The sequence below is a fragment of the Flavobacterium sp. genome (genome assembly GCF_024305175.1).
In the GTDB taxonomy this organism is placed as follows: domain Bacteria; phylum Bacteroidota; class Bacteroidia; order Flavobacteriales; family Flavobacteriaceae; genus Flavobacterium.
The window spans coordinates 15,198-40,622 of record NZ_JAMWYY010000004.1; the positions used below are offsets into that span (position 1 = coordinate 15,198).

The following is a 25,425-nucleotide window of genomic DNA, read 5'->3' on the forward strand; positions in this document are numbered from 1 at the left end:
TGTAACAATTGTTACTGTACAAAAGTTATGCTGCAATTACTTTTACACCATAAACCAAAATATATTGTATCATGAAGATTGAACAGATTTATACCGGCTGCCTTGCACATGCAGCATATTATATTGAAAGTAAAGGTGAAGCAGCAATTTTTGACCCGCTTCGTGAAGTTAACGCTTATATTGGCAGGGCGGCTAAAGACGGTGCCAGGATAAAATATGTTTTTGAAACACACTTTCATGCCGATTTTGTGAGCGGGCATCTTGACCTTAGAAATAAAACAGGTGCCAAGATTGTATTCGGTCCTACGGCAATGCCTAATTATGATGCTATAATTGCTGAAGACGGACAGGTTTTTAAAGTAGGGGATTGCTCCGTTAAAGTTTTGCATACACCCGGGCATACTATGGAGAGTACTACCTATTTGCTGATAGATGAGAACGGGACTAAACATGGCATTATAACTGGAGATACTTTATTTATAGGCGATGTAGGCCGCCCCGACCTTGCCCAGCATGTGGTTACTACCCTTACAGAAGATAAGCTTGCAAGGCTGTTATATAAATCGTTACGTGAGAAGATCATGCCACTGCCTGACAACCTTATAGTTTACCCTAATCATGGTGCAGGCAGTGCCTGTGGTAAAATGATGAGTAAGGACACTACCGACACGCTTGGTAACCAAAAGCGTAGCAACTATGCTTTAAGGCCGGATATGACCGAGGATGAATTTGTAAAAGAGTTGCTTACAGGGTTAACTACCCCTCCCGGATATTTCCCTAATAATGTACTGATGAACATCAGGGGTTATACCAGCCTTGATGATGTTATGAGTAATGCTAAAAAGCCTCTTTTACCTGATGAGTTTGAAATGGTGGCTAATGCAACCCGGGCCCTTGTGCTTGATACACGCAGCGCAGAAGATTTTTCTAAAGGATTTATTCCTAACAGTATTAATATAGGGCTAGACGGAAACTTTGCCATGTGGGTAGGTGAAATGATAAAAGATATTAAGCAGGAAATCTTACTTGTAACCAATCCTGGAGATGAAGAGCAGGCGCTTATAAGGCTGTCGAGGGTAGGGTATGATAATACCATTGGTTACCTGAAGGGAGGTTTTGAAACGTGGAAAAATTTTGGCAAGGAAACAGAAACGGTGAACAGGATAGATGCCGCTGAATTTTCTAAATTGTACAATCAGCACCTGCTGGTATGTGATGTACGAAAGAAAAGCGAATATGACTCCGAGCATGTTATTGGTGCGAAAAATGTTCCGTTAAACGAAATTTACAGCCACTTAGCCGAAATACCAAAAGATAAGCCTGTAATATTGCACTGTGCAGGTGGTTACCGCAGCATGATTGCAGCATCAATACTAAAACAGCTTGGCTATGAAAATATAACAGATGTACGTGGCGGATTTACGGAGATAGCCCTTACTGCTGTCCCTAAAACAGAATATGTTTGCCCTACCACACTGTTATGATGTGATTATCAATTTGATTTTTGGGAGAGTCCTTTACCTTGGCAGGTAAGGGGCTTTTTATTAAATTTGGAATAGCTGACTAAAATAAAGATGATATGGAAAATTTCTTTAAAATTATAAATGACAAAAAGCCGGTACTTGTAGATTTTTTTGCAACCTGGTGTGGCCCCTGCCAAATGCTGGCACCTATACTTACAGATGTTAAGCACAGCTTAGGTGAAAGGATTACCATTATTAAAGTAGATGTCGATAAAAATCCTGAATTAATGTCTAACCCGAGATTTTTAGTTAAAGGTGTGCCTACACTAATGCTTTTTCAGGAAGGTAAAATGCTTTGGCGGCAATCCGGGGTGCTATCAAAAGACCAGCTTATTAGTACAATACTCGATCATATCGAATAAAAAACAGCGCCTACATGGCGCTGTTTTTTATAGTGGTTCCTGCTGGCTAAGGCAATGAAAACTGCCCAAGCCCCATATAATGTCTACAGAATCTATACCTATAACCTCCCTGCCGGGGAAGCATTCCTGTAATATCTGTAGTGCTTTTTTGTCATTAACTTCATCCCTGAAAGTGGGAACAATAACACACATATTGGCAATGTAAAAGTTAGCATAAGATGCAGGAAGCCTTTGCCCGTCATACTCAACAGGTTTTGGCATAGGCAGCTCAACTACCTTTAGCGGGCTGCCGTCTTCCAGCTTCATATCTTGAAGCAGTTTCAGGTTTTCCTGAAGCAATCCGTAATTCTCATCCTCTTCATTTTCTTCTACAACTGTAACTACTGTATCTTCATTCACAAAGCGGGTAATATCGTCTATATGCCCGTCAGTATCATCGCCAACAATACCATCACCCAACCATAAAATATGCGTTACGCCATAATATTCTTTCAGGTATTCTTCTATTTGTTCTTTGTTAAGGTGTGGGTTACGGTTTTCGTTAAGCAGGCATGCAGTAGTAGTAAGTAAAGTACCCCTGCCATTAAACTCTACGCTTCCGCCTTCCATTACAATACCCGGATGGAAAACCTTTAAGCCAAGCGCTTCGCCAATTTTAGTTGGTACAACATCATCAAGGTCATAAGGCGGATATTTACCTCCCCATGCATTATAGCCCCAGTCAACAATGGCTTTTTCGCCTTTTTTTTTGTTTACAACAAAGGCAGGGCCGTGGTCGCGGCACCATGCATCGTTAGTAGGATGATAGAAAAAAGATATATTTTGCACCTTTGCGTGCTGCACAGTCGGCTCATATTTTTCAATATGGGAAAGCGCAAATTGTTTCATGGCTTCATCAGCCACATTAATACATACCTGTTGGTGGCGCGATACCAAAAGTATAAATTCACAATAGGGCTTGTATATAGTTTCAAGCTTACCGGGCCATGATTCTTCTTTGTGCGGCCATGACAGCCATAACGCTTTTTGCGGAGCAAATTCTGCTGGAAAGCTAAAACCGAGTTGTTTGGGGGTTTGATGACGACCGATGTCAGAAGACCGATGTCCGTTTTTTGAGTTCATCATTTTAGAGTATTTCTTAATGCTGCAGTTTTATTAATGAGTATAAATGCATCAGAGTATAATTCATTAACGTTCTCTTCGGTTATATATCTTCTTCTGATAGCTTTATGAAGACAGCAGACAACTTCTGATATGGATCGTAATGAATAAGTAAGAAACTTTTTAAATTCGGGATTAGTGTTACCTGTTGCACCTTCGGATATATTTAATGCTATGCTGTCTGCGGCAAGTCTTATCTGACTTTGTAAGTTATATAATTCTGAAGCAGGAAACGAGTTAGAGATATTATGAATCTTTTCTCCATAATCCATTGCTAATTCCCATACCTGAAGCCTTTCAAACTTAAATAATTTTTGCTGCATAAAACTTTTACATCAGACATCCGACATCATTTCTTCCATACCGAATATTAGTCCTCGTCAAGGTATCTTTTGGTAATGGGCTGGTAGCTGTCTATCCTTCTGTCGCGTAAAAAAGGCCAGTGCGTGCGATAGTGGTCGGTAGCTTTTGTATCTACTTCAATAACCGTAGTTTCTTCATTTTCATGTGATGCAAGGTACATAAGCTTACCCTGCGGGTTTGCCACAAAACTGCCGCCCCAGAATTTCATTGCACCTTCCTGTTCAAAGCCAACACGGTTAACGCTTACCACGTGTACGCCGTTTGCAACTGCATGTGAGCGCTGAATGGTTTGCCACGCATCATATTGTTCTTTGTTTGTGTCTTCATCCTGTGTGGTGGCCCAACCGATAGCTGTAGGGTAAAACAGTATTTCGGCGCCCATTAGAGCTGTAATGCGGCTCGCTTCCGGGTACCACTGGTCCCAACAGATAAGCACACCAATCTTGGCAAAGCGGGTATTGAATACTTTATAACCCATATCACCCGGTGTGAAATAGAATTTTTCATAAAAGGCAGGGTCGTCAGGAATATGCATCTTACGGTACTTACCAAGGTAAGCGCCGTCAGCATCAATAACAGCTGTTGTATTATGGTAAAGGCCTTCAGTTCTTTTTTCAAATAAAGAAGCAATTATCACAACTCCAAGTTCTTTTGCTACTTCAGATAAAGCTTCTGTTGAAGGTCCGGGTATCGCTTCGGCCAGTTGAAAATTGTCATAATCTTCTACATCACAAAAATATAATGAGGTAAATAATTCCTGTAAACATACAATCTGTGCACCTTTCTGTGCAGCATTGCGCACTTCTTTAATGGCTTTATCAAGATTCTCCTGTTTGTCTTTTACACAAGACATCTGTACAAGTCCTACTTTTACTTTTCCCATGGCGGATATATCAAAAATTAAAAGTCCAAAATTAAGGAAATTCTTTATTTTTACCGCATTCATTGTGTTAGGCTTTTGCTAAAACGCATGTTTATGCCAATAAAAACTTACGGCACCAGGTAAATAAATATGCCGAAAAAGTGCAGGATACTTCCGCCTAATACAAACACGTGCCAAATAGCATGGTTGTAAGGAATCTTTTCTTTGGCATAAAAATAAATGCCAAATGTGTAGCAAAGACCGCCACCCAGCAGGAAAAGCAAAGCACCTGTATCAACTGTATTTAAAAGTGGCTTTATGGCTATAATAATAAGCCAACCCATGAGTGCATAAAGCGAAAGTGAAAGTTTTTCTGATCTGCGCAGGGGTGAAAACTTAAATATAAAACCAGCTATGGCAAAAGCCCAGATGAGTCCGAATATTGTCCAGCCCCATGCACCTTTAAGCCCCAGCAGTGCAACAGGCGTGTAGGTACCTGCAATAAGTACATAAATACTCAGGTGGTCTATAAGCCTCCAAAGCCTTTTCAGTTTAAGTTTTGCAACCGCATGGTAAATGGTAGAGGCAGAATATAGCACAACCAGGCTTAGGCCGAATACCGCACATGCAGCAATATGCATTGCTGAACCTTTAACTATGCAATATACAAGCATAATTATTAGTGCGGCTACAGATAATACTGCACCTGTGCCGTGTGTTATAACATTTAAAAGCTCTTCTTTTTTGCGGTTCTTTTTCGCCATTGTCTAATCTTTATACAAAGATAAGAAGGGTACTCCTGATTATTTTTAACTTTGGGTTAAAATCTGTAAGTATGCAATATAACACAATAGAAAAAGCAGGAATTAAAGTAAGTAATTTGTCTTTTGGGTGTATGTCTTTAACTGATAGTTCAACTGGAAATGATGCGCTTATTGGTAAAGCTATTGATGCAGGCATTACATTATTTGACACTGCCGATTTATATGAAAAAGGAGAAAACGAAAAGCTCTTGGGCAAAGCCATTAAAGGCAGGCGTAAAGATGTGGCTATATCAACTAAAGCAGGTAACAGGTGGCGCAGCGATGGCAGCGGTTGGGACTGGTGCCCCGAAAAGAAATATATATTAAAAGCAGCTGACGAAAGCCTGAAACGCCTGCAGACAGATTATATAGATATTTATCTTTTGCACGGAGGCACTGTTGATGATCCTTCAGATGATGTTATAGAAGCTTTTGAAAGGTTAAAAGAGCAGGGCAAAATAAGAAGCTACGGCATTTCCTCCATACGGCCTAATGTTATCCGCAAGTATGTATCTGAATATGATATTGCAGCCGTAATGACACAGTACAGTCTTTTAGACAGAAGGCCTGAAGAGGAGACACTACCGTTATTGCAGGAAAACAATATTGCTGTCCTAGCGCGTGGCACTGTTGCGGGTGGCCTTCTTGCCGGTAAACCTGCTGCCGATTATTTAGATACAGATGCTAAAGAGATAAGTGCTATTATCAATAAAATAAACACCATGCTGCCAAACAGAGACTTTACAGAGAAGGCTTACCGATACGTGATGGATAGCCCTGCCATAACTACAGCAGTTGCAGGCATACGCACAGCAGCACATTTGCAGCAGGCTTTAATGGCTGCTGATGCAACAATATTAGCTGTACAGGAACGGCAAATGCTACGGGATATTTGGGAAGGTAATAAATACGTTCAGCAAAGGTAGGCCGTTAGATATGTCAATTAACAGTTCTTTAACGATTGGTTTTGTATTTTTGAACACCTTACTTATGAAACAAAACACTGATATAACAAAACGCGCTACAGCAATAGCCGCTTATAATAATTTGCCTGTATAATGATACTGATAGTAGACGACATACCGGCAAATATTATAGCCTTAAAAAAAGTTCTTGAGCTGCATAACCTCCAGGTTGATACTGCAGAATCTGGAGAGGAAGCGCTTAAAAAGATTCTCAAGATAAACTATACCCTTATCATTCTGGATGTGCAGATGCCCGGAATGGATGGTTTTGAGGTGGCCGAAATACTGGCAGGCAGCAACCGTACCAAAGATATACCTGTTATATTTCTATCGGCAGTAAACAAACAGAAAAAATTTATATCTAAAGGTTATGAAACAGGCGGTGTAGATTATATAACCAAGCCTGTTGACCCGGATTTACTTATACTCAAAGTAAAAACTTTTTTAAAACTGGCAGAACAACAAAATGAGCTTAAAGCCATTCGTGATATGCTGAGTAAAGAAATAGAAATAAGGAAAGAAGCACAGGATAACCTTGAAGTTAAAGTTGCCGAGCGTACCAGCGAACTGGTTGCCAAAAATGAGGAGCTTGAATTGCGCAACCACGAGCTGCAGCAATTTGCATGGGCTGTTTCGCACGACCTTAAAGAACCGGTTCGTAAAATGGAGCTGTTTATCAACATTGTAAAAGATAAATATCTTGTTGATGATGAAAAGGCACGCGATTATATAAAAAGGGCAGTAGGCTCGGCGCAGCGCATGTCTAAACTCATTACCGACCTTTTAGATTATTCAAGGCTGTCATCGGGAGCCGACGCGGTAGAAGCCGACCTTAACCTTATCTTACAGGAAGTTATAACTGATTTTGATTACATCATAGAAGATAAAAACGCAAACGTAGTTATTAACAAATTGCCTGTAATTAATGGTATACCCAGCCAGTTGCGCCAGGTATTTCAAAACCTGATAGGCAATTCCCTTAAATTTACCAATGAGGGTGTTAATCCTGAAATTACTGTAGCCTGTGAAAGTATTTCCGAGAAACGTTTTGAAAGTGAATGTAACCCTCAGGGGCAGTTTTGCAAAATAACTGTTACTGATAATGGTATTGGCTTTGACGAAAAGTACCTCGATAAAATTTTTGTAATATTCCAGGGGCTGAATGACCGCAAAGAATATGAGGGTACAGGCATAGGACTTGCCATAGCTAAAAAAATAATAGAAAAGCACAATGGTATTATCACCGCAAAAAGCAGCCCCGGCAAAGGTGCCAGCTTTATAATAATTTTACCTATTAATTAACAAACAACAACTGCAAAATATATGAGTGGCCAGTTCAGACGCAATTTAATTACAGGTTTCGGCATATCGATACTAATACTTATAATTAGTTCGGCAGCTTCTTTTATGAGTATCCGTAAATTGCTGCATAGTAATGAGATGGTAAACCATACACAGGAAATTATTTATAATCTTAATGAAGGTTCTTCTGTGCTTGTAGATGCACAAACCAGCATGCGTGGTTATTTAATTACAAATAAAAAAGATTTCCTTACGCAGTATAATGATGCAGAAGCAAGGGCAGATGATTACTTTGACCGCGTAGAACTTCTTACATCTGATAACCCTGAGCAGCAGCAATACCTCGAAAAACTTAAGCCGTTGCGCAATGAGTTCTTTAATTACCTTAAAGTAAAAGTAAACGAAAAAACTCATGGTAAGGCAATTACGGATACCGATCTTAATGAGGGCCGCCGAATAATGGGTGATATACGTAACCTCCTTAAGCAGATAGAAAGTAATGAGCAGGAACTGTTAGCGCAGCGTAACGAGACCTCGCAGCGTTTTGGTACATACAGCACAATACTTATTATTGCGGCCGCTATAATAGCGATACTGATAAGCATCTTTTTCTTTACCAGGATAATAAAAGATTATAACGAACGCCTTAAACTACAGGCAGAGCTTGAACGTAAAGACCGTGAAACAGAAGAGCGAATTCGCGTAATAAGCAAAATTGCAGAGCAGGTTGCAGCAGGCAATTATGACGTAAGGGTAAATGACAGTGAAAAAGATGCACTGGGCACCGTGGCACTCTCATTAAATAATATGGCCGGCGCCTTAAGCACTTCATTTAACTCTCTTGCAGATAATGAATGGCTGCAGGCGGGTGTAGCACAGCTTAATGAGGTAATGCTTGGGGAAAAGGGGGTAGAGCAGCTTGCTGCCGATGTGATAGAATATCTTGCAATATATACAGGCAGTAATGCAGGGGTAATATACCTGCTTGAGGGTGAAGAACTGCTGCTTACTGCAGGTTACAGCTATATAGCGGATGATAAAAGAAAATCAATAAGGTTAGGAGAGGGGCTAACGGGACAATCGGTTGTATCGGGTAAAATGTTGCAGGTTACTTCCGCTTCACCCGAAAATGTTACTATAAGCTATGCACTTGGCGAAATTAAGCCAGGTAATATAATAGCCCTGCCACTAATGGACAGGAGAGTTGCAGGTGCTTTAGAACTTGCAAAAATAGATGCGTTTACACCGCTTGAGGCTGAGTTTTTAAATGCAGTTGCCAATAACATTGCCATAGCCATAACCGCAGCACAAAACAGAAAACGCGTTCAGGAGTTGCTGGAAGAAACACAGGCACAATCGGAGGAGCTACGTGTGCAGCATACCGAGCTTGAGTCGATGAACGCCGAGCTTGAAACCCAGACAGAAAAACTACAGGCATCTGAAGAAGAACTGCGCGTGCAACAGGAAGAGCTGCAACAAACCAACCAGGAACTGGAAGAGCGCAGCGTACTGCTTGAAGAGCGTAATCTTGAAATACAAAAGAAAACGGAAGACCTTGAGCTTAGCACACGCTACAAATCAGAATTCCTTGCCAATATGTCGCACGAACTCCGTACACCTTTAAACTCCATACTACTGCTAAGCCGCCTGCTTTCTGAAAACGGAGAGGCCAACATGACCGATGAGCAGGTAGAGTTTGCAAAGGTTATACAAAGCTCAGGAAACGGGCTTCTTGGCCTGATTGATGAAATACTTGACCTTTCTAAGATAGAAGCAGGTAAAATGGATCTTGAGTTTATGGATATATCGGTTAAAGAAGTTACTGATAACCTTAAGAACCTCTTTACAGAAGTGGCAAGGGAAAAGAATATAGAATTTAAAATTGATGCTGAAAATGCCCCGCTGGTAATCAGGACAGACAAGATGCGACTTGAGCAGATCCTTAAAAACCTTATCAGCAATGCCATTAAATTTACTGCTGAAGGCTCTGTAACCCTTAAAATTAAAAAAACAGAAGACGGCAAGCATGTAGATTTTGCAGTTATAGATACAGGTATTGGCATACCGCCCGAAAAGCAACCGCTTATATTTGAGGCTTTCCAACAGGCAGACGGCTCTACCAAACGTAAATATGGCGGTACGGGGCTCGGATTATCAATCAGCCGTGAACTTTCTAAACTTCTGGGCGGAGAAATTAGCCTTAGCAGTAAAGTAAACCAGGGAAGTACCTTTGCGCTTACCATTCCGGTTATAGGACAGGCAGGAGCAAACTTAACTATTGAAAGAGAAAAAACTGCTGCTTTACCTTCAAAAGAAAATAAAGTTGATGAAACTGCCAAAGCAGAGAAAAAGGCTGAAGTTAACCGTTATATCAGCAACACGATACCTGATGACGTTCCGGATGATAAAGATATCATAAATGAAGGCGACAAAGTTATACTGATTGTTGAAGATGATGTAAATTTTGCAAAAGCGCTGCTTGATTTCAGCCACCAGAGAGGCTACAAAGGCGTTGTGAGCGTGAGAGGAGACCAAGCACTTAATCTTGCCCTCATCTTTAAGCCGGTAGGCATATTGCTGGATATTCAATTGCCTATAATGAGCGGTTGGGAAGTAATGGAAGCATTAAAAGCAAATACAGAGACCAAGCATATTCCTGTGCATATTATGTCGTCTCATAAGGTAAGAAAGGAAAGCCTTTTAAAAGGAGCTGTAAACTTTTTAGATAAGCCTGTTGCCTTTGAGCAGATGCCTGATATTTTTACACGTATAGAGCACATCATAAACAGGGAGTCTCAAAAAGTGCTTATTTTTGAAGATAATCCTAAACATGCACAGGCACTGGCTTACTTTTTAGGCTCTAATAACATCAATTCAGAAATAAAAAGTGAAATAACCGATGGTGTGTCGGCTTTGCAGCAGGAAAATGTAGACTGTGTAATACTGGATATGGGTGTACCGGATAACCAGGCGTATGAAATACTTGAAAATATAAAGAAAAACCCCGGCCTCGAAAATTTACCAGTTATAGTCTTTACTGGTAAAAGCCTTTCTATGAAAGAAGAGCTGAAAATTAAAAAGTATGCCGACTCTATAGTTATAAAAACAGCACACTCTTATCAGCGCATGCTGGATGAGGTTTCTTTATTCCTTCACCTTGTGGAGCAAAGCAAAAATGCCGATAAAAAAGAAGGTAACAGGAAAGCAGGAATACTTGCCAATGTACTTAACGGTAAAACCGTATTGGTTGTAGATGATGATGTGCGTAACATTTACTCTTTAACCAAGGCGTTGGAAACACTTAAAATGAATGTAATAACCGCTATAGATGGTAAAGAGGCACTTAAAGCGCTTGACGAAAACCCTGAGGTAGATGTAGTGTTACTCGATATGATGATGCCTAATATGGACGGCTATGAAACCGCCACAAGGATACGGCAGGACCGCAGGTTTAAAAACCTGCCGGTTATAGCGGTAACAGCAAAAGCAATGACAGGCGACCGTGAGAAATGTATTAATGCAGGTGCTTCTGATTATATTACCAAACCTGTAGACGTAGACCAATTGTTGTCGCTCCTTAGGGTTTGGCTTTATGACAGGGTATAACATATAGCCACATAATGGAAAAGAAAAAGATACTGATTATTGATGATGACCCGCGCAATATTTTTGCACTCTCGGCTACTTTAAAAGCGAAAGGATATAGTAACATATCCTGCACGGGTGCCGAAGAAGCGATTGTACTTTTGCGCGGCAGCGAACCTGTAGATTGTATATTAATGGATATGATGATGCCCGATTTAGATGGGTATGAAGCAATACCAATAATAAGGGAAATACCTGCCCGCAGGCACACGCCTGTAATAGCCGTAACGGCACAGGCAATGGTGGGCGACAGGGAAAAATGCCTTGAAGCAGGTGCAGACGGGTACATATCCAAACCAATTGATGTTGATAAACTTTTAGAAATTTTAAGCGCACTGTAATGATATGATTACTGATGACCGTGAAGTTGAGGTGCTGATAAATGAAATATTTGAATACTACGGATATGACTTCAGCGGGTATTCCAGGGCTTCTTTTAAGCGCAGGGTAGACCGGCTGTTACAGGTAGATGGATTTGATAATTTTACAGATTTCCTCTCTAAAATACGTACTGATGCGGTTTATTTTAAGCACGCGGTAGAAGAAATCACGGTTAATGTTACCGAGATGTTTCGCGATCCGCATTTTTACAAGTCACTCCGAACAGAGATACTGCCCATACTGGCTACCAAGCCTTTTATAAGGATTTGGCATGCAGGCTGCTCAACAGGTGAAGAGGTATATTCTATGGCTATCTTGCTTAAAGAAGCTAATCTGCTGCATAAAAGCCTGCTGTATGCCACCGATCTTAATACAGTTGTACTAAATTCTGCTAAGAATGGTGTGTTCCCGTTAAGGATGATGAAGCAGTATTCTGAAAACTATATACAATCAGGCGGGACTAAAGATTTTTCAGAATATTACATTGCTAATTACGGGTGGGCAAAGTTTAGCGATGATTTTTCGGCAAAAATGATTTTTTCACAACATAATCTGGTTTCCGACAGTTCGTTTAATGAGTTCGACCTTATCCTTTGCCGCAATGTCCTTATTTATTTTGATAAAGATCTTCAGGAGCAGGCACTTAAGCTTTTTGACGACAGCCTTGCCAAGCTGGGTTACCTTGCATTAGGTACTAAAGAAACCCTTAAGTTTTCGCCGCTCCAAAAGCAGTACCAGCAATTAGGAAAAGAGAAAGTATGGAAAAAGATAAACTAAATGCCAAATGTAAACTGCTTATTATTGGCGGCTCTGCAGGCAGCCTAGAAGTGCTTATTGCCGTGTTGCCAAAACTAAATATACCTTCTTTTGCGATAGTATTAGTATTACACCGCCGCAGTGGCGAAGATGGTATGCTTGAAGAACTTATTGCGATTAAAACAAAAATACCCGTTAAGGAACTGGAGGATAAAGTGCCTTTGCTTCCCGGTAATATTTATATAGCCCCGGCAGATTACCATGTGCTTTTTGAAAAAGACGGATTACTGTCGCTTGATACTTCAGAGAAGATACATTTTAGCAGGCCAAGTATAGATGTTTCTTTTGAATCAGCAGCCGATGTATATGGCAAAGAAGTTACCGCGGTATTACTGTCCGGCGCCAATGCCGATGGCACAAACGGTATTAAGGCCATACAAGAGTCAGGTGGTGTAACTGTAATACAGAAGCCGGAATCGGCAGAGGTGCCTTATATGCCTGAACATGCCTTAAAGGAAATCAGCCCCGACTATATACTTGACGCGCAGGAACTGGTTCTGTATATCAATTCTATTGCTTAGGCAGGTAACCACCTTCAATAAGTTCCTGTTCTGCAATAATTTTTTTCATAAAGCCACTATCAAGAAGCAGGTTATTATTACTTACTTCGAGCACGTCCCTGTAGTAATGATCTGTTATTACTATACCCTTTTTATCTTTTAACTTTAACAAATATTCTTTAATGTGTTCTTTATAAAGCGGTTCTATCATAGAGAAAGGCTCATCAAGCAGGAGAAAAGGATGATTAAGGTTGCTTATAAGCAGCAGCTCAAAATAGCGCAGTTCGCCCATTGAGAGGTTACCGGCTTTTGTATTTGTAATTTTATGTATGTTTTGAGCATAAAATAGTTTATCCTGTTCATCACCTTGATAGTACATGGGTATTATATCGCGTACTTTAAGATACTTCGGTATAAACGGATGTTGCGGAAGATAGGCAATTAGTTGTTGCGGTATGATATCTTTAACTGCAATATACTGTTGGTTAATAGTTACATGCACTGTATCGGCCTTAAGTATACCAAACAGAATTTTAAGAAGGGTTGACTTGCCGCTTCCGTTTCTCCCGAAAACACCTGTTATCTGTCCTGTTTCGCATTCCAGGTTTACATTTTCGAAAATGGTTTTACCCTTAAATGACTTTTTGATATGCTTTGCGCTGAGTGTATTATGCATTAAAAGGATATATTAAAAGCGCAGGCAGCAGGGCAGCAAAAAAGTTACATGCAAGTACAGCTATGGCAAGTTTTTGCCGGGTAAAGCCAAGATTATAATAAAAGTAATATTGGTTGCTGAATAAATAATTATAGCTTACTATACCAACGGCTAAGCCAACAGTACAAAATATAAAAGGCAGCCACATTAAATTGGTAAACATTAGCATCAACAGGCAAAAAGATATGTTTACAGAGTTTACCGCTATGTAATAATGCAAAAATGCCCTTCCCATTTAGTTCCTGCTTTTTCTTTTTACAAGCAGTTTTTCTATAATTTTATTTGATGTGGGGTCTGAGAAAGTTTCATCTCCTGTTACTAATATCCCTTTTGTACCCAAATGTGATACTATACCATAAACGGTGGCTTCATCATCAGGGTTAGATTCACCTTCGTAGTAATAAATATCAGAGATCTCGAACTCGTCATGGTTAAACTTACCTGTGGCGCATGCAAGGCAATTCTCCTCAAGATTAAAATCTTCTGTGTAGCCTTTTTCCTTTAGTTCGTTTATAGCCTGTAAAACGGTTGCATAGTGGTATTGAATATCCATAATAATAGTAAGGTTTATAATCTCAAATATAGAAAATTATAGCCATTAAAAGAATATAGTTAAATGAAATAAGCACCTAAAAGGTGCTTATTTTTATGGTATTGATGTCATTCCGAAGAGTTTAAACTCGCCATCTATCTTTACAAACTGAAAGGCATGGCTTGTACCCGGATGGCCTTTAGAAAGTTCGTTAGCAAGATAGGTTGGTATCCATACTTCATATAAAGTCAAATCTTCAGGATAGTCATCCGGCAGGTACTTTGGCCTGTAGCCCTTCAACAGAATTGAGCTAAAGGTATATCCTCTTTTAGCGAGCGCTTTATATACCGGAGATTTAGTAAAATTAGTGGCTATGTTAAGATAAAAAACATCTCTTGTAACAAAGTAGCCCCTGTTATTAAATTCGGGTGTGCCTACACAATCTATACAATCTACTACCGGATAAGCAAGTTTATTAAATGCGACTGCGTTATTATTTACAAGTGCATCTATAACTGCAACAAATACTTTATCCAGTTTATCCCATTCCTGTTTTGTAACCTTAACAGGAGTACTTGTTTGTTGTGCAAAACTGCATATGCTGCAAACAAAAAAGCAGCATAGTAAAAAATGTTTCATTGCTTAATCTGCTAAATAAGGGTAAAAGTAAGCATTATTTATTCCCTCTTAATACCAGCGTTTTTTATTTTTTTTCGAACCTTCAGATTTTCTGGATTTAGATTTTCCATCTCTCTGAGCGTTTTTATTATTGTTCCTAAGGTCGGGTTTCTTTTCCTGCTGTGGTTCTGCGTCCGTTTCACTAAAAGGGTAGGGATGCCCTTCAATCACTTTGATTTTAAGGCGAATCAGCTTTTCTATATCCTTTAAATATGGCAGTTCATCTTTACTGCAAAACGATATGGCAAGCCCCTCGTTACCGGCACGCCCTGTACGGCCTATGCGGTGCACATAGGTTTCCGGTATGTTGGGCAGGTCAAAGTTAATTACATAAGGCAGGTTCTCTATATCTATACCACGTGCGGCAATATCTGTAGCAACCAGGACACCTATTTCTTTATTCTTAAAAGCATCCAGCATTTTAACCCTTGCACTTTGCGACTTATCGCCATGTATCGCTCCCGAATTAACGCCGTTTTTCTTTAATGCTTTCACCACGTTGTCTGCCCCATGCTTTGTGCGTGTAAATACCAGTACATTGCTCAGGTTTTCATTACGGATAAGGTGATACAGCAATTTACGTTTATCACTCTTGTCAACAAAATACAACTGCTGCTTTACCCTTTCGGCAGTAGAAGATACCGGTGTAACCGAAATATATTTGGGGTTGGTTAAAAAAGTATCGGCAAGTTCACGAATAGCCAAAGGCATTGTTGCAGAAAACAGCAGTGTCTGCCTGTTATCAGGAGTTAGCTTAATAATTTTCTTTACATCATGTATAAAGCCCATATCCAGCATCTGGTCGGCTTCATCTAAAACAAGGTGGTGAAGCTGTTCAAGGTTTATAAAGCCCTGCTTGTGCAGGTCTAACAGCCTGCCGGGGGTAGCTATAAGCACATCTACACCTTTTTTAAGCTGGTCGGTTTGCGGTATCTGGTTAACACCTCCAAAAATGGTAAGCTGGGTAATGTTTGTGTAACGCCCGTAGGTTTCAAAACTTTCGCCTATTTGCAGCGCAAGCTCCCTTGTTGGGGTTATAATAAGCGTGCGGATGTATTTCCTTTTTTTGGCAGAGCCAACAATAGGGTGCAGGTCGTTAAGTATAGGTATGGCAAACGCGGCAGTTTTTCCGGTTCCTGTTTGTGCACAGCCCACAAGGTCTGTACCCTCAAGTATTATTGGTATGGCCTGTTGCTGAATGGGTGTGGGTGCTTCATAACCCTCATCAGCAAGTGCCTGTTGTATGTTTTTCAGTAACTTAAGATCTTCAAATTTCATGTAATACTATTATAATTCCAAGCACCCAACAGCGGGTACTGCAGGGTGCAAAGGTATACTTTTATTTTTAAAGTAATTAGCTGGTTTACAGTTTTAAAACAGAAGGTTACAGCTCTTTCGACTTGATAAAGTCGGTTATAAGATAGGCTATAAGCTTGCCCGTAAGGTGGTTGTTTTTTTCATTATCCAGTTCCGGCGCTCCTTCACAAATATGCAGGTAACACGCGTTTTTGTTCCTGCCGAAGTAATGCACGAACTGCCTTGCTTTCTCAATGCTGAAGCCTGTAGGCGTCATGGCGCTGCTGGCTATATTAGGCAATGCGTCAAGGTCCAGCTCTATACCAAAAGGCTCATCTTCTATAAAGCCGAGTGCATGGCCCATTTCGTCAGAAAAGCTTTTTTCGCGGCGCACGGCAAGCTGCTCATACGTGTTGTATTTAATGCGGTCTCCCTGCTTTTTAATGGTTTCCATTACACCCTTAGAGGTATAATTTTCGTGCAGCCCGAATATAAAATACTTTTTAAGGAAACCTTCTTCAAAAGCATAAGAAAATCCATTACCGCTATGGCGACCTTCAAGTATCCTGAAATCAGTATGCGCATCAAAATTGATGGCATTTACAGGTTTTCCTTTAGCAAGGGCGGTTCCTTTTATGTTGCCATAGGCGTTATTATGCCCACCGCCAACAATTATAGGTATTTTGCCGGCACTGATTATGGTACAGATAATATGCGATACTTCTTTATCAATCTCGCTTATGAGCACCGAAAGCTTTTTACGTTCGTCCGGCACATTGGTGTTTAAGCCTGCCGCGGCCTCCATAACGGCAGAAGTGTCTAAATGCCCCAATACTAACAGGCTGCTGCCTTTGCAGAATTTATTGTGCTGAATATTTACTATGCTTTTTAAAGCCTGTTCCCAAGCCGAAGCGGTACCGGGCCTGCCATAGTTGGCACGTACGCCAATATCTTCGGGTATGCCGAAAAGCACAAAGCCCGCATCACATTCCTTTGTAAATTCCCAAATATCTCTATCTTTGGGAACTGTAAGAATGCGCTCACCAAATTTTATTTCGCCGCTTCGCTGCGAAGTATATTTAGAAAGTTGTGCGGCTGTAAGCTTAATTATGGTTTCCATAGGCTATAAATAGGATGTCAAAAATACTATTTTCAGCTAAAATTTCGTTAAAAACAGAAGCGTAATTGAAATATCTTTAATTTTGTTAAAATTATTTGAGTGATGGAAAAAGAAAGAAGCAATTCAAGTTTAAAAGCAATAATCGTTATACTGGCTATCCTGCTTGTTGGCAGCCTGGCATTTATGTATAAGATGAGCACCGACAGCGAAAAAGCTGAAAAGCAGTATGTGAGCGAGAAAGACCAGTTTCTTGCAGAACTTAATGAAACAAAAGCACAGTATGATGCCGCTGTAGCCGAGAACACAGGCCTGAAAGGTGAACTGGAAGAAGAAAGGGCAAAAATTCAGCGCCTGATTGATGAAGTGGAGAAGTGGAAAGGCGATGCAAATTCGTTACGCAAGTATAAGGATGACTACTCGAGGCTTAAGCGTGAAATGGACAGGCTTATGGCTGAAAACAAACAGCTAAAGGCGCAGAACCAGCAACTTACCACAGAGCGTGACAGCACTATAGTTGTTCTGGATGAATCGCGCAGGTACAATGATACATTAGTATCGCAAAACGAGAACCTGAGCAAGACAGTTGAAAAGGCATCTAAGCTTACCATACTTGACCTAAAGGCAGATCCTTATAAAGAAAGGAACTCAGGAAAGCTTGTAAGTACCGAAAGGGCAAGGCGTGTAGATGTTTTAAAAATAAGCTTTACCATTGCAGCCAATGAGGTAGCCCAGGCCGGCAATAAAATGTATTATGTGCAGGTTATAGACCCTAAAAACAATGTACTTGGCGAAAAGCAGACAGAAGTATTTGGCGATTATACGCTAACTTACAGCTTTATTACCAATGCCATTTATGAAAATAAGACCATGAAGGTTTCTGAAACACTTTCAGGTAAAGATTTTGAAAAAGGAACATATCATGTAAACCTTTTTGATAAAGATAAACTGGTAGCTAACTCAACTTTTACTTTAAAATAAAACTTAAGTTTATCAGTTAAAAAGCACCGGGTACTACCCGGTGCTTTTTTTATGCAGTAATTTTATCTATACATCTGCAAAAAAACTGTTTTTTATTTTAAAAATATAATTAGTACTTACGATAACGAAATATTCTGCCTTTTTACGAACAAAAAGTAATGGTTTTTTCCGTTTTCAATATTTATCGGCTATATTAGTGTTTCATAAAAAAACAACTACATGACCGCAGGTATTATACTGGTACTTTGTCTGCTTGTGCTTTTAGCATATATATTCGATTTAACTTCACCTAAAACCAAAATACCTTCTGTATTGCTATTGCTGGTGCTTGGCTTTCTTGTAAGGCAGCTAAGCAATTTTTTTGGTGTAACGCTTATAGACTTACAGGAAGTACTGCCAATATTAGGAAGTATAGGTTTAATACTTATTGTACTTGAAGGCGCGCTGGAGCTGGAACTGAGCCGCGATAAATTGCCGGTTGTAAAAAAGGCGGTATTGATAGGGTGTATTCCGCTTATAATATTTGCACTGTTGTTAGCATATGTTTTTCAGTATATTACAGACTGGGATTATAAAACCTGCCTTACTAATGCTATACCACTTGCCATAATAAGCAGCTCTGTTGCTATTCCCAGTGTACGCAGTTTCAGGAAAGCCGACCGCGAGTTCGTGATTTATGAAAGCAGTATATCTGATATTATCGGGGTAATTTTCTTCAACTTTATAGTAATGCACGATACCATTGGCTTTATGGCATTCGGTTCTTTCTTCGTGCAGCTTATCATTATCATTATAATTTCATTTATTGCAACAGGCAGCCTTTCTTTTTTACTTAGCCGCCTGGATCATCACATAAAGTTTGTACCCATTATTTTCCTTGTAATACTCATTTATGAGATAAGTAAGGAGTTTCACCTGCCGTCGCTTGTGTTTATACTGGTATTCGGTCTGTTTTTAAATAACCTTAATCTTATAGGCGAAGTAAAACTGATACAGCAGCTTAAGCCTAAAGTTTTGAGACGGGAAGTAAACAAATTCAGGGAAATTACTATAGAGGCAACTTTTTTGGTAAGGGCTTTATTTTTCCTTTTATTTGGTTACCTTATACATACCAGCGAACTTTTAAACACAGATGTTTTGCTGTTCTCGGCGGCAATAACCCTTAGTATTTACATTTTGAGGGCTATTGCGCTTAAGCTTTCAGGCATAAAGCTTATACCGCTTTTATTTATAGCGCCAAGGGGGCTTATTACCATATTGCTGTTCCTTTCTATAATACCCGAACTAAGGCTTCCCTTCATTAACCGTAGTATGATTATACAAATAGTTATACTTACTTCTTTAGTTATGATGATGGGCACTATCCTCAGCAAAAAAGAACCTAAGGTAGAAACTACTTCGGAAGACGGGCCAGATAAAGAAAGTGAAGAAGAGCAGATAGATACTTTATAGTACAGTAATACCTTTTTATTGTTATCGGCTAAAAAGCCTTTACCAGTATGCGAATGCCAACAAGTATCATACAAACGGCAAGCGACTGAATAATAACATTGCTTTTTATTTTATGCGAAAGCAGTGCCCCAAGCTGTGCGCCGGGTACAACACCAAGAGCAAGAAGCAAGATCATTTGCACCGTACCTTCGTTATCATAAGTTCCGCTTATTGCGTGTACAATTACGCTGACTGTAGCCATTACCGCAAGTATAAAATGTGATGTAGCTGTTGCAACATGAACAGGAAACTTTAGCCAGTTTACCATGGCCGGCACGTGTATAATACCGCCGCCTATGCCCAGCAACGGAGAAATATATCCTACCACAATACTTACCAGATTGCCGTAAAGCGGATTGTAGCTGTAAGTATAAGTCATGCCTTTATTGTCTGTAAGAGTATGTTGCCTGTAGCCCTGCTTATGCTCAGGCTTTGTGGTAAGTATGGCATTCCTGTTTTTATAGAACAGATATGCTGCCAATACAAGCAGTAATACACCGAAAATAGTATTAAAAAGTTGTTGTGGTATATACTTAACTGTTAATACCCCAAGTATAGAGCCGGGTATGGTATAAAGCGCGAAGGTAATGCCCGCACGATAGTCAATCCTCCCCGAGCGTGCATAGGCAAAAGTGCCAGATATGGCATTTACAGATACCACCGCAATAGATATTGCCGTAACAAGTTCAGGGCTTAATTCAGGATAAAAAATAAGTAAGAGGGGAACAAGAATAAAACCGCCGCCTGCCCCTATAAGTGTACCTACGGTACCTATAAAAAGGCCTGCTGCCACTATCAGTATATTGCTTTCCAAAAGAGTTTGTTTTGCGGCAAATTTAAAAAATTAAAAGGTTAATATCGCGGTAAGAAAGCGAAAACCATTCAGCAATAGACCTGTTTGTTAATAAGCCGTGGTAAAAATATACTCCGTTTTTTAGTCCTCGGTTACACCGCACCGCACTTTCAAGCCCCCCGTCTTCCGCCATTTGCAGTAAAAAAGGGCTTATAATATTACTGATGGAAATAGAGGCTGTTTTGGAGTAGCGGGAAGGGATGTTAGGGACGCAGTAATGCACTACGTTGTTTTTCACAAACGTTGGTTTTTCGTGTGTAGTAATCTCAGATGTTTCAAAGCAACCGCCGGTATCAATACAAACATCTACTATTACAGCACCGCGTTTCATGTGCTCTACCATTGTTTCTGTTACGATAATAGGAGTACGGTTTTTACCGCGCATGGCGCCAATGGCTACATCACAACGCATTAAAGATTTAAGCAGTGTTTTTTCCTGTAAGGTAGATGTAAATATACGCTGGTTTAACGCCGACTGCAGCCTGCGCAGTTTGGTTATCGAGTTATCAAATACCTTTACATTTGCGCCGAGTCCTAATGCCGTTTTGGCGGCAAACTCGGCAACGGTGCCTGCGCCTATTATTACAACCTCTGTTGGCGGAACGCCTGTAATATTGCCAAGCAGTAACCCTTTGCCAATTTTTTGGTTAATCATTAATTCTGATGCAATTAATACAGATGCCGTACCTGCAATTTCGCTTAACGATTTTACAGCAGGGTAGGAGCCGTCTTCATCTTTTATAAACTCAAAGGCAAGCGCTGTAATTTTTTTAGCGGCAAGCGATTCAAAGTATTCTTTTTTTTGTGTTTTAAGCTGTATGGCTGAGATGAGTAGCGACTGGTGATTCATCATCTCAATTTCTTTAATAGTGGGCGGCTCTACTTTAAGGATAATAGGGCAGCCAAAAACTTTTTTTGTATCCTGAACCACTTCCGCACCTGCATCACTATACTCTTTATCGCTGTAGCTTGAGCTTTCGCCTGCACCTGCCTCAATCATTACACGGTGCCCATGTGCCGTAAGTGCACTTACAGCATCGGGCGTAAGGCATATCCTTCGTTCCTGGAAAGAAGTTTCTTTAGGCAGGCCAATAAAAAGATCGCCCCGCTGCCTTTCCACTTCAAGTTTTTCTTCCTGCGGTAGCAGTTGCTGTTTTGTAAATGGTGTTAATGACATTGTAATGATGTGAGATAATTGGTTCTAAATTACAAAAATATCAACGCATGTTAAAATTATTTCAGTATTAGGTGCCTTCTTCCGTCAGGCAAAATTTTTATGGTTACAGAAGAATGATCTAAGGGTATAAGGTTAGGCGTTTTTTCAGGCCATTCAATAAAACACATATTACCGGAATAGAAATATTCATCCATACCCATATCATAGGCTTCTTCCTCAGTATTCAGCCTGTAAAGGTCAAAATGATATAAGGTTCTGCCGTCTTCGGTTTCATACTCATTTACAAGCGAAAATGTAGGGCTCGATGTTATATCTTTAACCCCTAACTGCCTGGCAATGGCTTTTATCAGGGTTGTTTTACCTGCACCCATACCTGCATGAAATAAAACCGTTTGCTTTAGCCCGGCCTCTAAAATTTTTTTAGCAGCCAGGTCTATCTCGGCGAGCGAAAACGTAAATTCCATATCTCTGAACCGCTTATTTTGGGTTAAACACAAGAAATGGTATTATCATCTCTTCCAGAGAAATACCGCCATGCTGATAAGTATTCCTGTAATAACTCACGTAGTGGTTAAAGTTATTTACATAAGCAAGGAAAAGGTCGTTCTTGGCAAAAATGAAAGAGCTGCTCATGTTTATAGCTGGCAGTTGTATACTTTTAGGATCTTTAACATGATAAACATCCTTCTCTTCATAGGTAAGGCTGCGCCCTGTTTTATAGCGCAGGTTAAGGCTGGTATTCCTGTCGCCAATAACCTTGCTTGGGTTTTTCACATTAATAGTACCGTGGTCTGTAGTAATGATAAGCTTAAATCCTGCCAGTTGTGCCTGCTGTATAATTTCGAGCAGCGGCGAGTTGCGGAACCAGCTTAATGTAAGTGAACGATAAGCCTTGTCATTACTTGCAAGCTCTTTTACAACATCCATTTCGGTTTTGGCATGCGAAAGCATATCCACAAAATTGTAAACAACAGTTGTAAGGTCGTTACTTTTTAGGCCTTTAAAGTTTTCTACCAGTTTCTTCCCGTCTTTAAAATTGGTAATCTTGTAGTATTCCTGCTTTATTTTAAGGCCCAGCCTTTTAAGCTGCTCAGTTAAAAATTCAGCTTCATACATGTTCTTACCGCCATCATCAATATCATTTTTCCAGTATTGTGGCAGTTTTTTCTCCATTTCTAAAGGTGTAAGCCCCGAAAAAATAGCATTACGTGCATATTGTGTGGCAGTGGGCAGTATGGAGTAGTATGCCGATTCTTTTTCAAGTTTGTAGTAGTTATTTACAACTCCTTCAAAAGCTTTCCACTGGTCGTAGCGCAGGTTATCTATAACAACAAACAATATCGGCTGTTTCTTCTGTATTTCGGGCACTACCAGTTCCCGGAACAGGTTGTGTGAGAGTACGGGCTTATCTGCTTTAGGCTCAAACCAGTCTTCATAATTTTTCTCTATAAACTTCCCAAATTGCGAATTAGCTTCCTGTTTTTGCGATTCCAGTATTTCAACCATACTGTGGTCTTCAATATTTTCGAGTTCCATTTCCCAGAAAACAAGGCGCTTGTACATATCTACCCAGTCTTCCCAACTGTTTACCATAGCAAGGTCCATAGCAATTTTGCGGAACTCTTTCTGGTAGTCAAGGGTTGTTTTTTCAGAAACAAGGCGCGAGTTATCAAGATTCTTTTTGAGGCTAAGCAGTATCTGGTTAGGGTTTACCGGCTTTATGAGGTAATCGGCAATTTTAGAGCCTATGGCTTCTTCCATTATATATTCTTCCTCGCTTTTGGTAATCATAATTACCGGCACAGATGACTTTATCTCCTTAATTTCCGAAAGTGTTTCAAGGCCGCTAAGCCCCGGCATATTTTCATCAAGAAAGACAATGTCGAAATTTTCATCCCTGAAAAGCTCTATGGCATCCTGCCCGTTATTTGCGGTAGTAACCTTGTAGTTTTTCTTTTCAAGGAAAAGTATATGGGGTTTCAGCATATCTATCTCATCATCAACCCAGAGTATTTTTATCTCATTCATATTTTATGAGTGAATTTTCGTTCAATAAATTAGCATGCAAGTTAAATGTATTTAACGATTTTTGTGCTAATTATTTTATAAAAAAAGAGGTGCTTTTAAATAAAAAGGCCTGCAAAAATTACTTTGCAGACCTTTCCTCCAATAACCTAAGTAACAAAAAATAACGTTATTATTGTTTTTCAGGCTTGCTTGAAGTTTTTCCTGTTGATGTAGTATTATCCGAAGATGATTTTTCTTTATCTTTTCTTCGGGTTGCTTCTGATTTAGAAGACTGATTTTCATTATGCTTTTTACGCTCATTCTGTGCCATTCGCTCATCCATGACAACCTGTCTGTGTGTTATAGCAGGAGGCTGCTTTTGGATGTTATCCTGCTCTTCCTGCGCAAGTGCCGGTAATGTAAATGCTAAGAATGCACACGCTATGTAAAAAAGCAGCTTCATTTCTAATGGTTTTATACTATAAAATTAATTAATAGAGTACTAATACTAAAATATTTTATTGACATTAACCCCGGTTTAACGCTACTTAATAAATGGCGTTAATAACCTTACATACTGAGTTAAAATTATTGTTGTGCCGCTTGCAAAGGCTATGTTTACTATATTTGTTAAAAATTTGCCTTATAGTGAGCAATATCAACAAGCTAAAAATACTTAACGACCCTATTTACGGGTTTATCTCTATAACCAATCCGCTGATTTATGACCTTATACAGCACCCTTATTTTCAGCGTTTAAGGCGCATATCGCAAATGGGTATGTCTTACCTTGTTTACCCGGGTGCGCATCACACCCGCTTTCATCATGCGCTGGGCTGTATGCACATAATGCAAAAGGCAGTTCAGGTACTTAAATTTAAAGGTGTAGAAATTTCTGAAGAAGAAGAAAGGGCACTTTGCATTGCTATACTGCTGCACGATATAGGCCACGGGCCTTTTTCGCATGCCATGGAACACAGTATTGTAGAGGATGTAAGCCACGAAAAAATTTCTCTGCTTTTTATGGACAGGCTGAATGAAGAATTTGGCGGGCAATTATCTCTGGCAATAAAAATTTTTAAGGGGGAATACCACAGGAAGTTCATGCTCCAGTTAATATCAAGCCAGTTGGATATGGACAGGATGGATTACCTGAAACGTGACAGCTTTTACAGTGGTGTTGCCGAAGGTAATATAAACTCCGAAAGACTGATACAAATGATGAATGTTGATAATGATGTATTGGTAATAGAGGAAAAGGGTATATATTCGGTAGAAAAGTTTTTAGTGGCAAGAAGGCTTATGTACTGGCAGGCCTACCTGCACAAAACAAGCGTTGCTGCCGAGCTTATACTCACAAAAATCTTAAAACGTGCAAAAGAGCTTACTCAAAATGGCATTACACTGCCCTGCAGCAACCCATTACAGTATTTCTTGAGAAACCGCATAAGCCTTGAAGATTTTAATAATAATGTATTAGGCACTTTTGCAAGGCTTGATGATTTTGATATAATAAGCGCTATTAAAGAGTGGCAGTTTAATGATGATTTTGTACTTGCCGAACTGAGCAGGATGATTATTAACCGCGACCTTTTAAAAATAAGGCTGCAGGCAGAAAAACCTGATAAGGTAAAGCTTGCGGAAACAAAAGCGGCAGTATGTGAGTTGTTCGGGATAACAGAAATAGAAGCCGATTATTTTGTTTTTAAAGGAAAAATAAAAAACCAGGCCTATAACAAAACAGGAGAGCCTATACATATATTGCGGAAAGACGGCGTGGTGGAAGATGTAGCAGATGCATCTGACCAATTGAACTTAAAGGCATTAAGTAAGCCTGTAACCAAATATTATATGTGTTTTCCAAAACAGCTTTTGGAAAAAGCACTGATTTAATA

Annotated in this window: 26 protein-coding genes; 11 read left to right on the plus strand and 15 right to left on the minus strand. The window is 39.8% G+C overall.

Features of this window, described 5'->3' with window-relative positions:
* The first annotated feature begins 71 nt into the window (after positions 1-71).
* Complete coding sequence (locus Q0K96_RS01705) at positions 72-1,484, plus strand: MBL fold metallo-hydrolase (protein WP_297332281.1); 1,413 nt, start codon at positions 72-74, stop codon at positions 1,482-1,484.
* Between the two features lie 95 nt (positions 1,485-1,579).
* Positions 1,580-1,885, plus strand: a complete 306-nt coding sequence (gene trxA / locus Q0K96_RS01710) for a thioredoxin (RefSeq protein WP_297332282.1) — start codon at positions 1,580-1,582, stop codon at positions 1,883-1,885.
* Between the two features lie 27 nt (positions 1,886-1,912).
* Here the strand turns inward: trxA and Q0K96_RS01715 are convergent, their stop codons facing one another.
* The 4 genes from Q0K96_RS01715 to Q0K96_RS01730 all read right to left on the minus strand — a co-directional run bounded on the left by Q0K96_RS01715 (position 1,913) and on the right by Q0K96_RS01730 (position 5,035).
* Positions 1,913-3,010: an agmatine deiminase family protein gene (locus tag Q0K96_RS01715; protein ID WP_297332283.1), complete on the minus strand. Its 1,098-nt coding sequence runs from the start codon at positions 3,008-3,010 to the stop codon at positions 1,913-1,915.
* Positions 3,007-3,369: a four helix bundle protein gene (locus Q0K96_RS01720; protein ID WP_297332284.1), complete on the minus strand. Its 363-nt coding sequence runs from the start codon at positions 3,367-3,369 to the stop codon at positions 3,007-3,009. The genes Q0K96_RS01715 and Q0K96_RS01720 overlap by 4 nt, the downstream gene beginning before the upstream one ends.
* A 47-nt stretch (positions 3,370-3,416) precedes the next feature.
* Positions 3,417-4,292: a carbon-nitrogen hydrolase gene (locus tag Q0K96_RS01725; protein WP_297332345.1), complete on the minus strand. Its 876-nt coding sequence runs from the start codon at positions 4,290-4,292 to the stop codon at positions 3,417-3,419.
* 107 nt (positions 4,293-4,399) lie between these two features.
* A complete protein-coding gene (locus Q0K96_RS01730) occupies positions 4,400-5,035 on the minus strand; it encodes a hemolysin III family protein (RefSeq protein WP_297332285.1) in 636 nt (211 codons plus the stop codon).
* Positions 5,036-5,106: 71 nt separating this feature from the next.
* Here Q0K96_RS01730 and Q0K96_RS01735 point away from each other — a divergent pair, with 71 nt between their 5' ends.
* The 6 genes from Q0K96_RS01735 (at position 5,107) to Q0K96_RS01760 (ending at position 12,704) form a co-directional block, all read left to right on the plus strand.
* On the plus strand, positions 5,107-6,000 hold the full coding sequence (locus Q0K96_RS01735) for an aldo/keto reductase (protein WP_297332286.1): 894 nt from the start codon (positions 5,107-5,109) through the stop codon (positions 5,998-6,000).
* A 132-nt stretch (positions 6,001-6,132) separates the two neighbouring features.
* Complete coding sequence (locus Q0K96_RS01740) at positions 6,133-7,341, plus strand: response regulator (protein ID WP_297332287.1); 1,209 nt, start codon at positions 6,133-6,135, stop codon at positions 7,339-7,341.
* A gap of 21 nt (positions 7,342-7,362) precedes the next feature.
* Positions 7,363-10,947 (plus strand): response regulator, encoded by a 3,585-nt coding sequence (locus tag Q0K96_RS01745; RefSeq protein ID WP_297332288.1) that lies wholly within the window; start codon positions 7,363-7,365, stop codon positions 10,945-10,947.
* A gap of 14 nt (positions 10,948-10,961) precedes the next feature.
* Positions 10,962-11,327, plus strand: coding sequence for a response regulator (locus tag Q0K96_RS01750; RefSeq protein WP_297332289.1), 366 nt, complete (start codon positions 10,962-10,964; stop codon positions 11,325-11,327).
* Positions 11,328-11,331: 4 nt separating this feature from the next.
* Positions 11,332-12,144, plus strand: a complete 813-nt coding sequence (locus Q0K96_RS01755) for a protein-glutamate O-methyltransferase CheR (protein ID WP_363317224.1) — start codon at positions 11,332-11,334, stop codon at positions 12,142-12,144.
* Positions 12,126-12,704 carry a chemotaxis protein CheB gene (locus Q0K96_RS01760; RefSeq protein ID WP_297332290.1) on the plus strand — a complete coding sequence of 193 codons (579 nt, stop codon included), beginning with the start codon at positions 12,126-12,128 and terminating at the stop codon, positions 12,702-12,704. Before Q0K96_RS01755 ends, Q0K96_RS01760 begins: the two co-directional genes overlap by 19 nt.
* Here the strand turns inward: Q0K96_RS01760 and Q0K96_RS01765 are convergent.
* From Q0K96_RS01765 to Q0K96_RS01790, 6 genes are all read right to left on the minus strand, one after another.
* Complete coding sequence (locus Q0K96_RS01765) at positions 12,694-13,359, minus strand: ATP-binding cassette domain-containing protein (protein ID WP_297332291.1); 666 nt, start codon at positions 13,357-13,359, stop codon at positions 12,694-12,696. The two genes, Q0K96_RS01760 and Q0K96_RS01765, sit on opposite strands and share 11 nt — an antisense overlap.
* The gene (locus Q0K96_RS01770) at positions 13,352-13,633 is read right to left on the minus strand and encodes a hypothetical protein (protein WP_297332292.1); all 282 of its coding nucleotides are present in this window, start codon (positions 13,631-13,633) and stop codon (positions 13,352-13,354) included. The genes Q0K96_RS01765 and Q0K96_RS01770 overlap by 8 nt, the downstream gene beginning before the upstream one ends.
* Complete coding sequence (locus tag Q0K96_RS01775; protein ID WP_297332293.1) at positions 13,634-13,951, minus strand: hypothetical protein; 318 nt, start codon at positions 13,949-13,951, stop codon at positions 13,634-13,636.
* Between the two features lie 93 nt (positions 13,952-14,044).
* Positions 14,045-14,569 carry a hypothetical protein gene (locus Q0K96_RS01780; protein WP_297332294.1) on the minus strand — a complete coding sequence of 175 codons (525 nt, stop codon included), beginning with the start codon at positions 14,567-14,569 and terminating at the stop codon, positions 14,045-14,047.
* 48 nt (positions 14,570-14,617) lie between these two features.
* Positions 14,618-15,886, minus strand: coding sequence for a DEAD/DEAH box helicase (locus Q0K96_RS01785; RefSeq protein ID WP_297332295.1), 1,269 nt, complete (start codon positions 15,884-15,886; stop codon positions 14,618-14,620).
* Between the two features lie 106 nt (positions 15,887-15,992).
* Positions 15,993-17,024, minus strand: coding sequence for a formimidoylglutamase (locus Q0K96_RS01790; RefSeq protein ID WP_297332296.1), 1,032 nt, complete (start codon positions 17,022-17,024; stop codon positions 15,993-15,995).
* A gap of 102 nt (positions 17,025-17,126) precedes the next feature.
* Between Q0K96_RS01790 and Q0K96_RS01795 the strand changes: the two genes are divergently transcribed.
* Both Q0K96_RS01795 and Q0K96_RS01800 read left to right on the plus strand, forming a co-directional pair.
* Positions 17,127-18,002: a hypothetical protein gene (locus Q0K96_RS01795; RefSeq protein WP_297332297.1), complete on the plus strand. Its 876-nt coding sequence runs from the start codon at positions 17,127-17,129 to the stop codon at positions 18,000-18,002.
* A 219-nt stretch (positions 18,003-18,221) separates the two neighbouring features.
* Positions 18,222-19,454, plus strand: coding sequence for a sodium:proton antiporter (locus Q0K96_RS01800; RefSeq protein WP_297332298.1), 1,233 nt, complete (start codon positions 18,222-18,224; stop codon positions 19,452-19,454).
* A gap of 28 nt (positions 19,455-19,482) precedes the next feature.
* Here Q0K96_RS01800 and Q0K96_RS01805 read toward each other — a convergent pair whose 3' ends face one another.
* The 5 genes from Q0K96_RS01805 to Q0K96_RS01825 form a co-directional block, all read right to left on the minus strand.
* Entirely contained in the window at positions 19,483-20,307 is an 825-nt protein-coding gene (locus Q0K96_RS01805; RefSeq protein ID WP_297332299.1) for a sulfite exporter TauE/SafE family protein, read from the minus strand.
* 22 nt (positions 20,308-20,329) lie between these two features.
* Positions 20,330-21,529 (minus strand): alanine dehydrogenase, encoded by a 1,200-nt coding sequence (locus tag Q0K96_RS01810; protein WP_297332347.1) that lies wholly within the window; start codon positions 21,527-21,529, stop codon positions 20,330-20,332.
* A gap of 50 nt (positions 21,530-21,579) precedes the next feature.
* A complete protein-coding gene (tsaE, locus tag Q0K96_RS01815) occupies positions 21,580-21,987 on the minus strand; it encodes a tRNA (adenosine(37)-N6)-threonylcarbamoyltransferase complex ATPase subunit type 1 TsaE (RefSeq protein WP_297332300.1) in 408 nt (135 codons plus the stop codon).
* A gap of 13 nt (positions 21,988-22,000) precedes the next feature.
* Positions 22,001-23,551, minus strand: coding sequence for a bifunctional response regulator/alkaline phosphatase family protein (locus tag Q0K96_RS01820; protein WP_297332301.1), 1,551 nt, complete (start codon positions 23,549-23,551; stop codon positions 22,001-22,003).
* Between the two features lie 169 nt (positions 23,552-23,720).
* Positions 23,721-23,993: a hypothetical protein gene (locus Q0K96_RS01825; protein ID WP_297332302.1), complete on the minus strand. Its 273-nt coding sequence runs from the start codon at positions 23,991-23,993 to the stop codon at positions 23,721-23,723.
* A 185-nt stretch (positions 23,994-24,178) separates the two neighbouring features.
* Between Q0K96_RS01825 and Q0K96_RS01830 the strand changes: the two genes are divergently transcribed.
* Positions 24,179-25,423 (plus strand): HD domain-containing protein, encoded by a 1,245-nt coding sequence (locus Q0K96_RS01830; RefSeq protein ID WP_297332303.1) that lies wholly within the window; start codon positions 24,179-24,181, stop codon positions 25,421-25,423.
* The last annotated feature ends 2 nt before the right edge of the window (positions 25,424-25,425 follow it).

Coding starts and splice junctions, on each gene's coding strand:
- Q0K96_RS01770 (WP_297332292.1), bottom strand. CDS start 13,633: ATGGGAAGGGCATTTTTGCATTATTACATAGCGGTAAACTCTGTAAAC.
- Q0K96_RS01740 (WP_297332287.1), top strand. CDS start 6,133: ATGATACTGATAGTAGACGACATACCGGCAAATATTATAGCCTTAAAA.
- Q0K96_RS01790 (WP_297332296.1), bottom strand. CDS start 17,024: ATGGAAACCATAATTAAGCTTACAGCCGCACAACTTTCTAAATATACT.
- Q0K96_RS01720 (WP_297332284.1), bottom strand. CDS start 3,369: ATGCAGCAAAAATTATTTAAGTTTGAAAGGCTTCAGGTATGGGAATTA.
- Q0K96_RS01825 (WP_297332302.1), bottom strand. CDS start 23,993: ATGAAGCTGCTTTTTTACATAGCGTGTGCATTCTTAGCATTTACATTA.
- Q0K96_RS01800 (WP_297332298.1), top strand. CDS start 18,222: ATGACCGCAGGTATTATACTGGTACTTTGTCTGCTTGTGCTTTTAGCA.
- Q0K96_RS01765 (WP_297332291.1), bottom strand. CDS start 13,359: ATGCATAATACACTCAGCGCAAAGCATATCAAAAAGTCATTTAAGGGT.
- Q0K96_RS01705 (WP_297332281.1), top strand. CDS start 72: ATGAAGATTGAACAGATTTATACCGGCTGCCTTGCACATGCAGCATAT.
- Q0K96_RS01795 (WP_297332297.1), top strand. CDS start 17,127: ATGGAAAAAGAAAGAAGCAATTCAAGTTTAAAAGCAATAATCGTTATA.
- Q0K96_RS01730 (WP_297332285.1), bottom strand. CDS start 5,035: ATGGCGAAAAAGAACCGCAAAAAAGAAGAGCTTTTAAATGTTATAACA.
- Q0K96_RS01755 (WP_363317224.1), top strand. CDS start 11,332: ATGATTACTGATGACCGTGAAGTTGAGGTGCTGATAAATGAAATATTT.
- Q0K96_RS01760 (WP_297332290.1), top strand. CDS start 12,126: ATGGAAAAAGATAAACTAAATGCCAAATGTAAACTGCTTATTATTGGC.
- Q0K96_RS01735 (WP_297332286.1), top strand. CDS start 5,107: ATGCAATATAACACAATAGAAAAAGCAGGAATTAAAGTAAGTAATTTG.
- Q0K96_RS01745 (WP_297332288.1), top strand. CDS start 7,363: ATGAGTGGCCAGTTCAGACGCAATTTAATTACAGGTTTCGGCATATCG.
- tsaE (WP_297332300.1), bottom strand. CDS start 21,987: ATGGAATTTACGTTTTCGCTCGCCGAGATAGACCTGGCTGCTAAAAAA.
- Q0K96_RS01780 (WP_297332294.1), bottom strand. CDS start 14,569: ATGAAACATTTTTTACTATGCTGCTTTTTTGTTTGCAGCATATGCAGT.
- Q0K96_RS01715 (WP_297332283.1), bottom strand. CDS start 3,010: ATGATGAACTCAAAAAACGGACATCGGTCTTCTGACATCGGTCGTCAT.
- Q0K96_RS01775 (WP_297332293.1), bottom strand. CDS start 13,951: ATGGATATTCAATACCACTATGCAACCGTTTTACAGGCTATAAACGAA.
- trxA (WP_297332282.1), top strand. CDS start 1,580: ATGGAAAATTTCTTTAAAATTATAAATGACAAAAAGCCGGTACTTGTA.
- Q0K96_RS01820 (WP_297332301.1), bottom strand. CDS start 23,551: ATGAATGAGATAAAAATACTCTGGGTTGATGATGAGATAGATATGCTG.
- Q0K96_RS01750 (WP_297332289.1), top strand. CDS start 10,962: ATGGAAAAGAAAAAGATACTGATTATTGATGATGACCCGCGCAATATT.
- Q0K96_RS01725 (WP_297332345.1), bottom strand. CDS start 4,292: ATGGGAAAAGTAAAAGTAGGACTTGTACAGATGTCTTGTGTAAAAGAC.
- Q0K96_RS01785 (WP_297332295.1), bottom strand. CDS start 15,886: ATGAAATTTGAAGATCTTAAGTTACTGAAAAACATACAACAGGCACTT.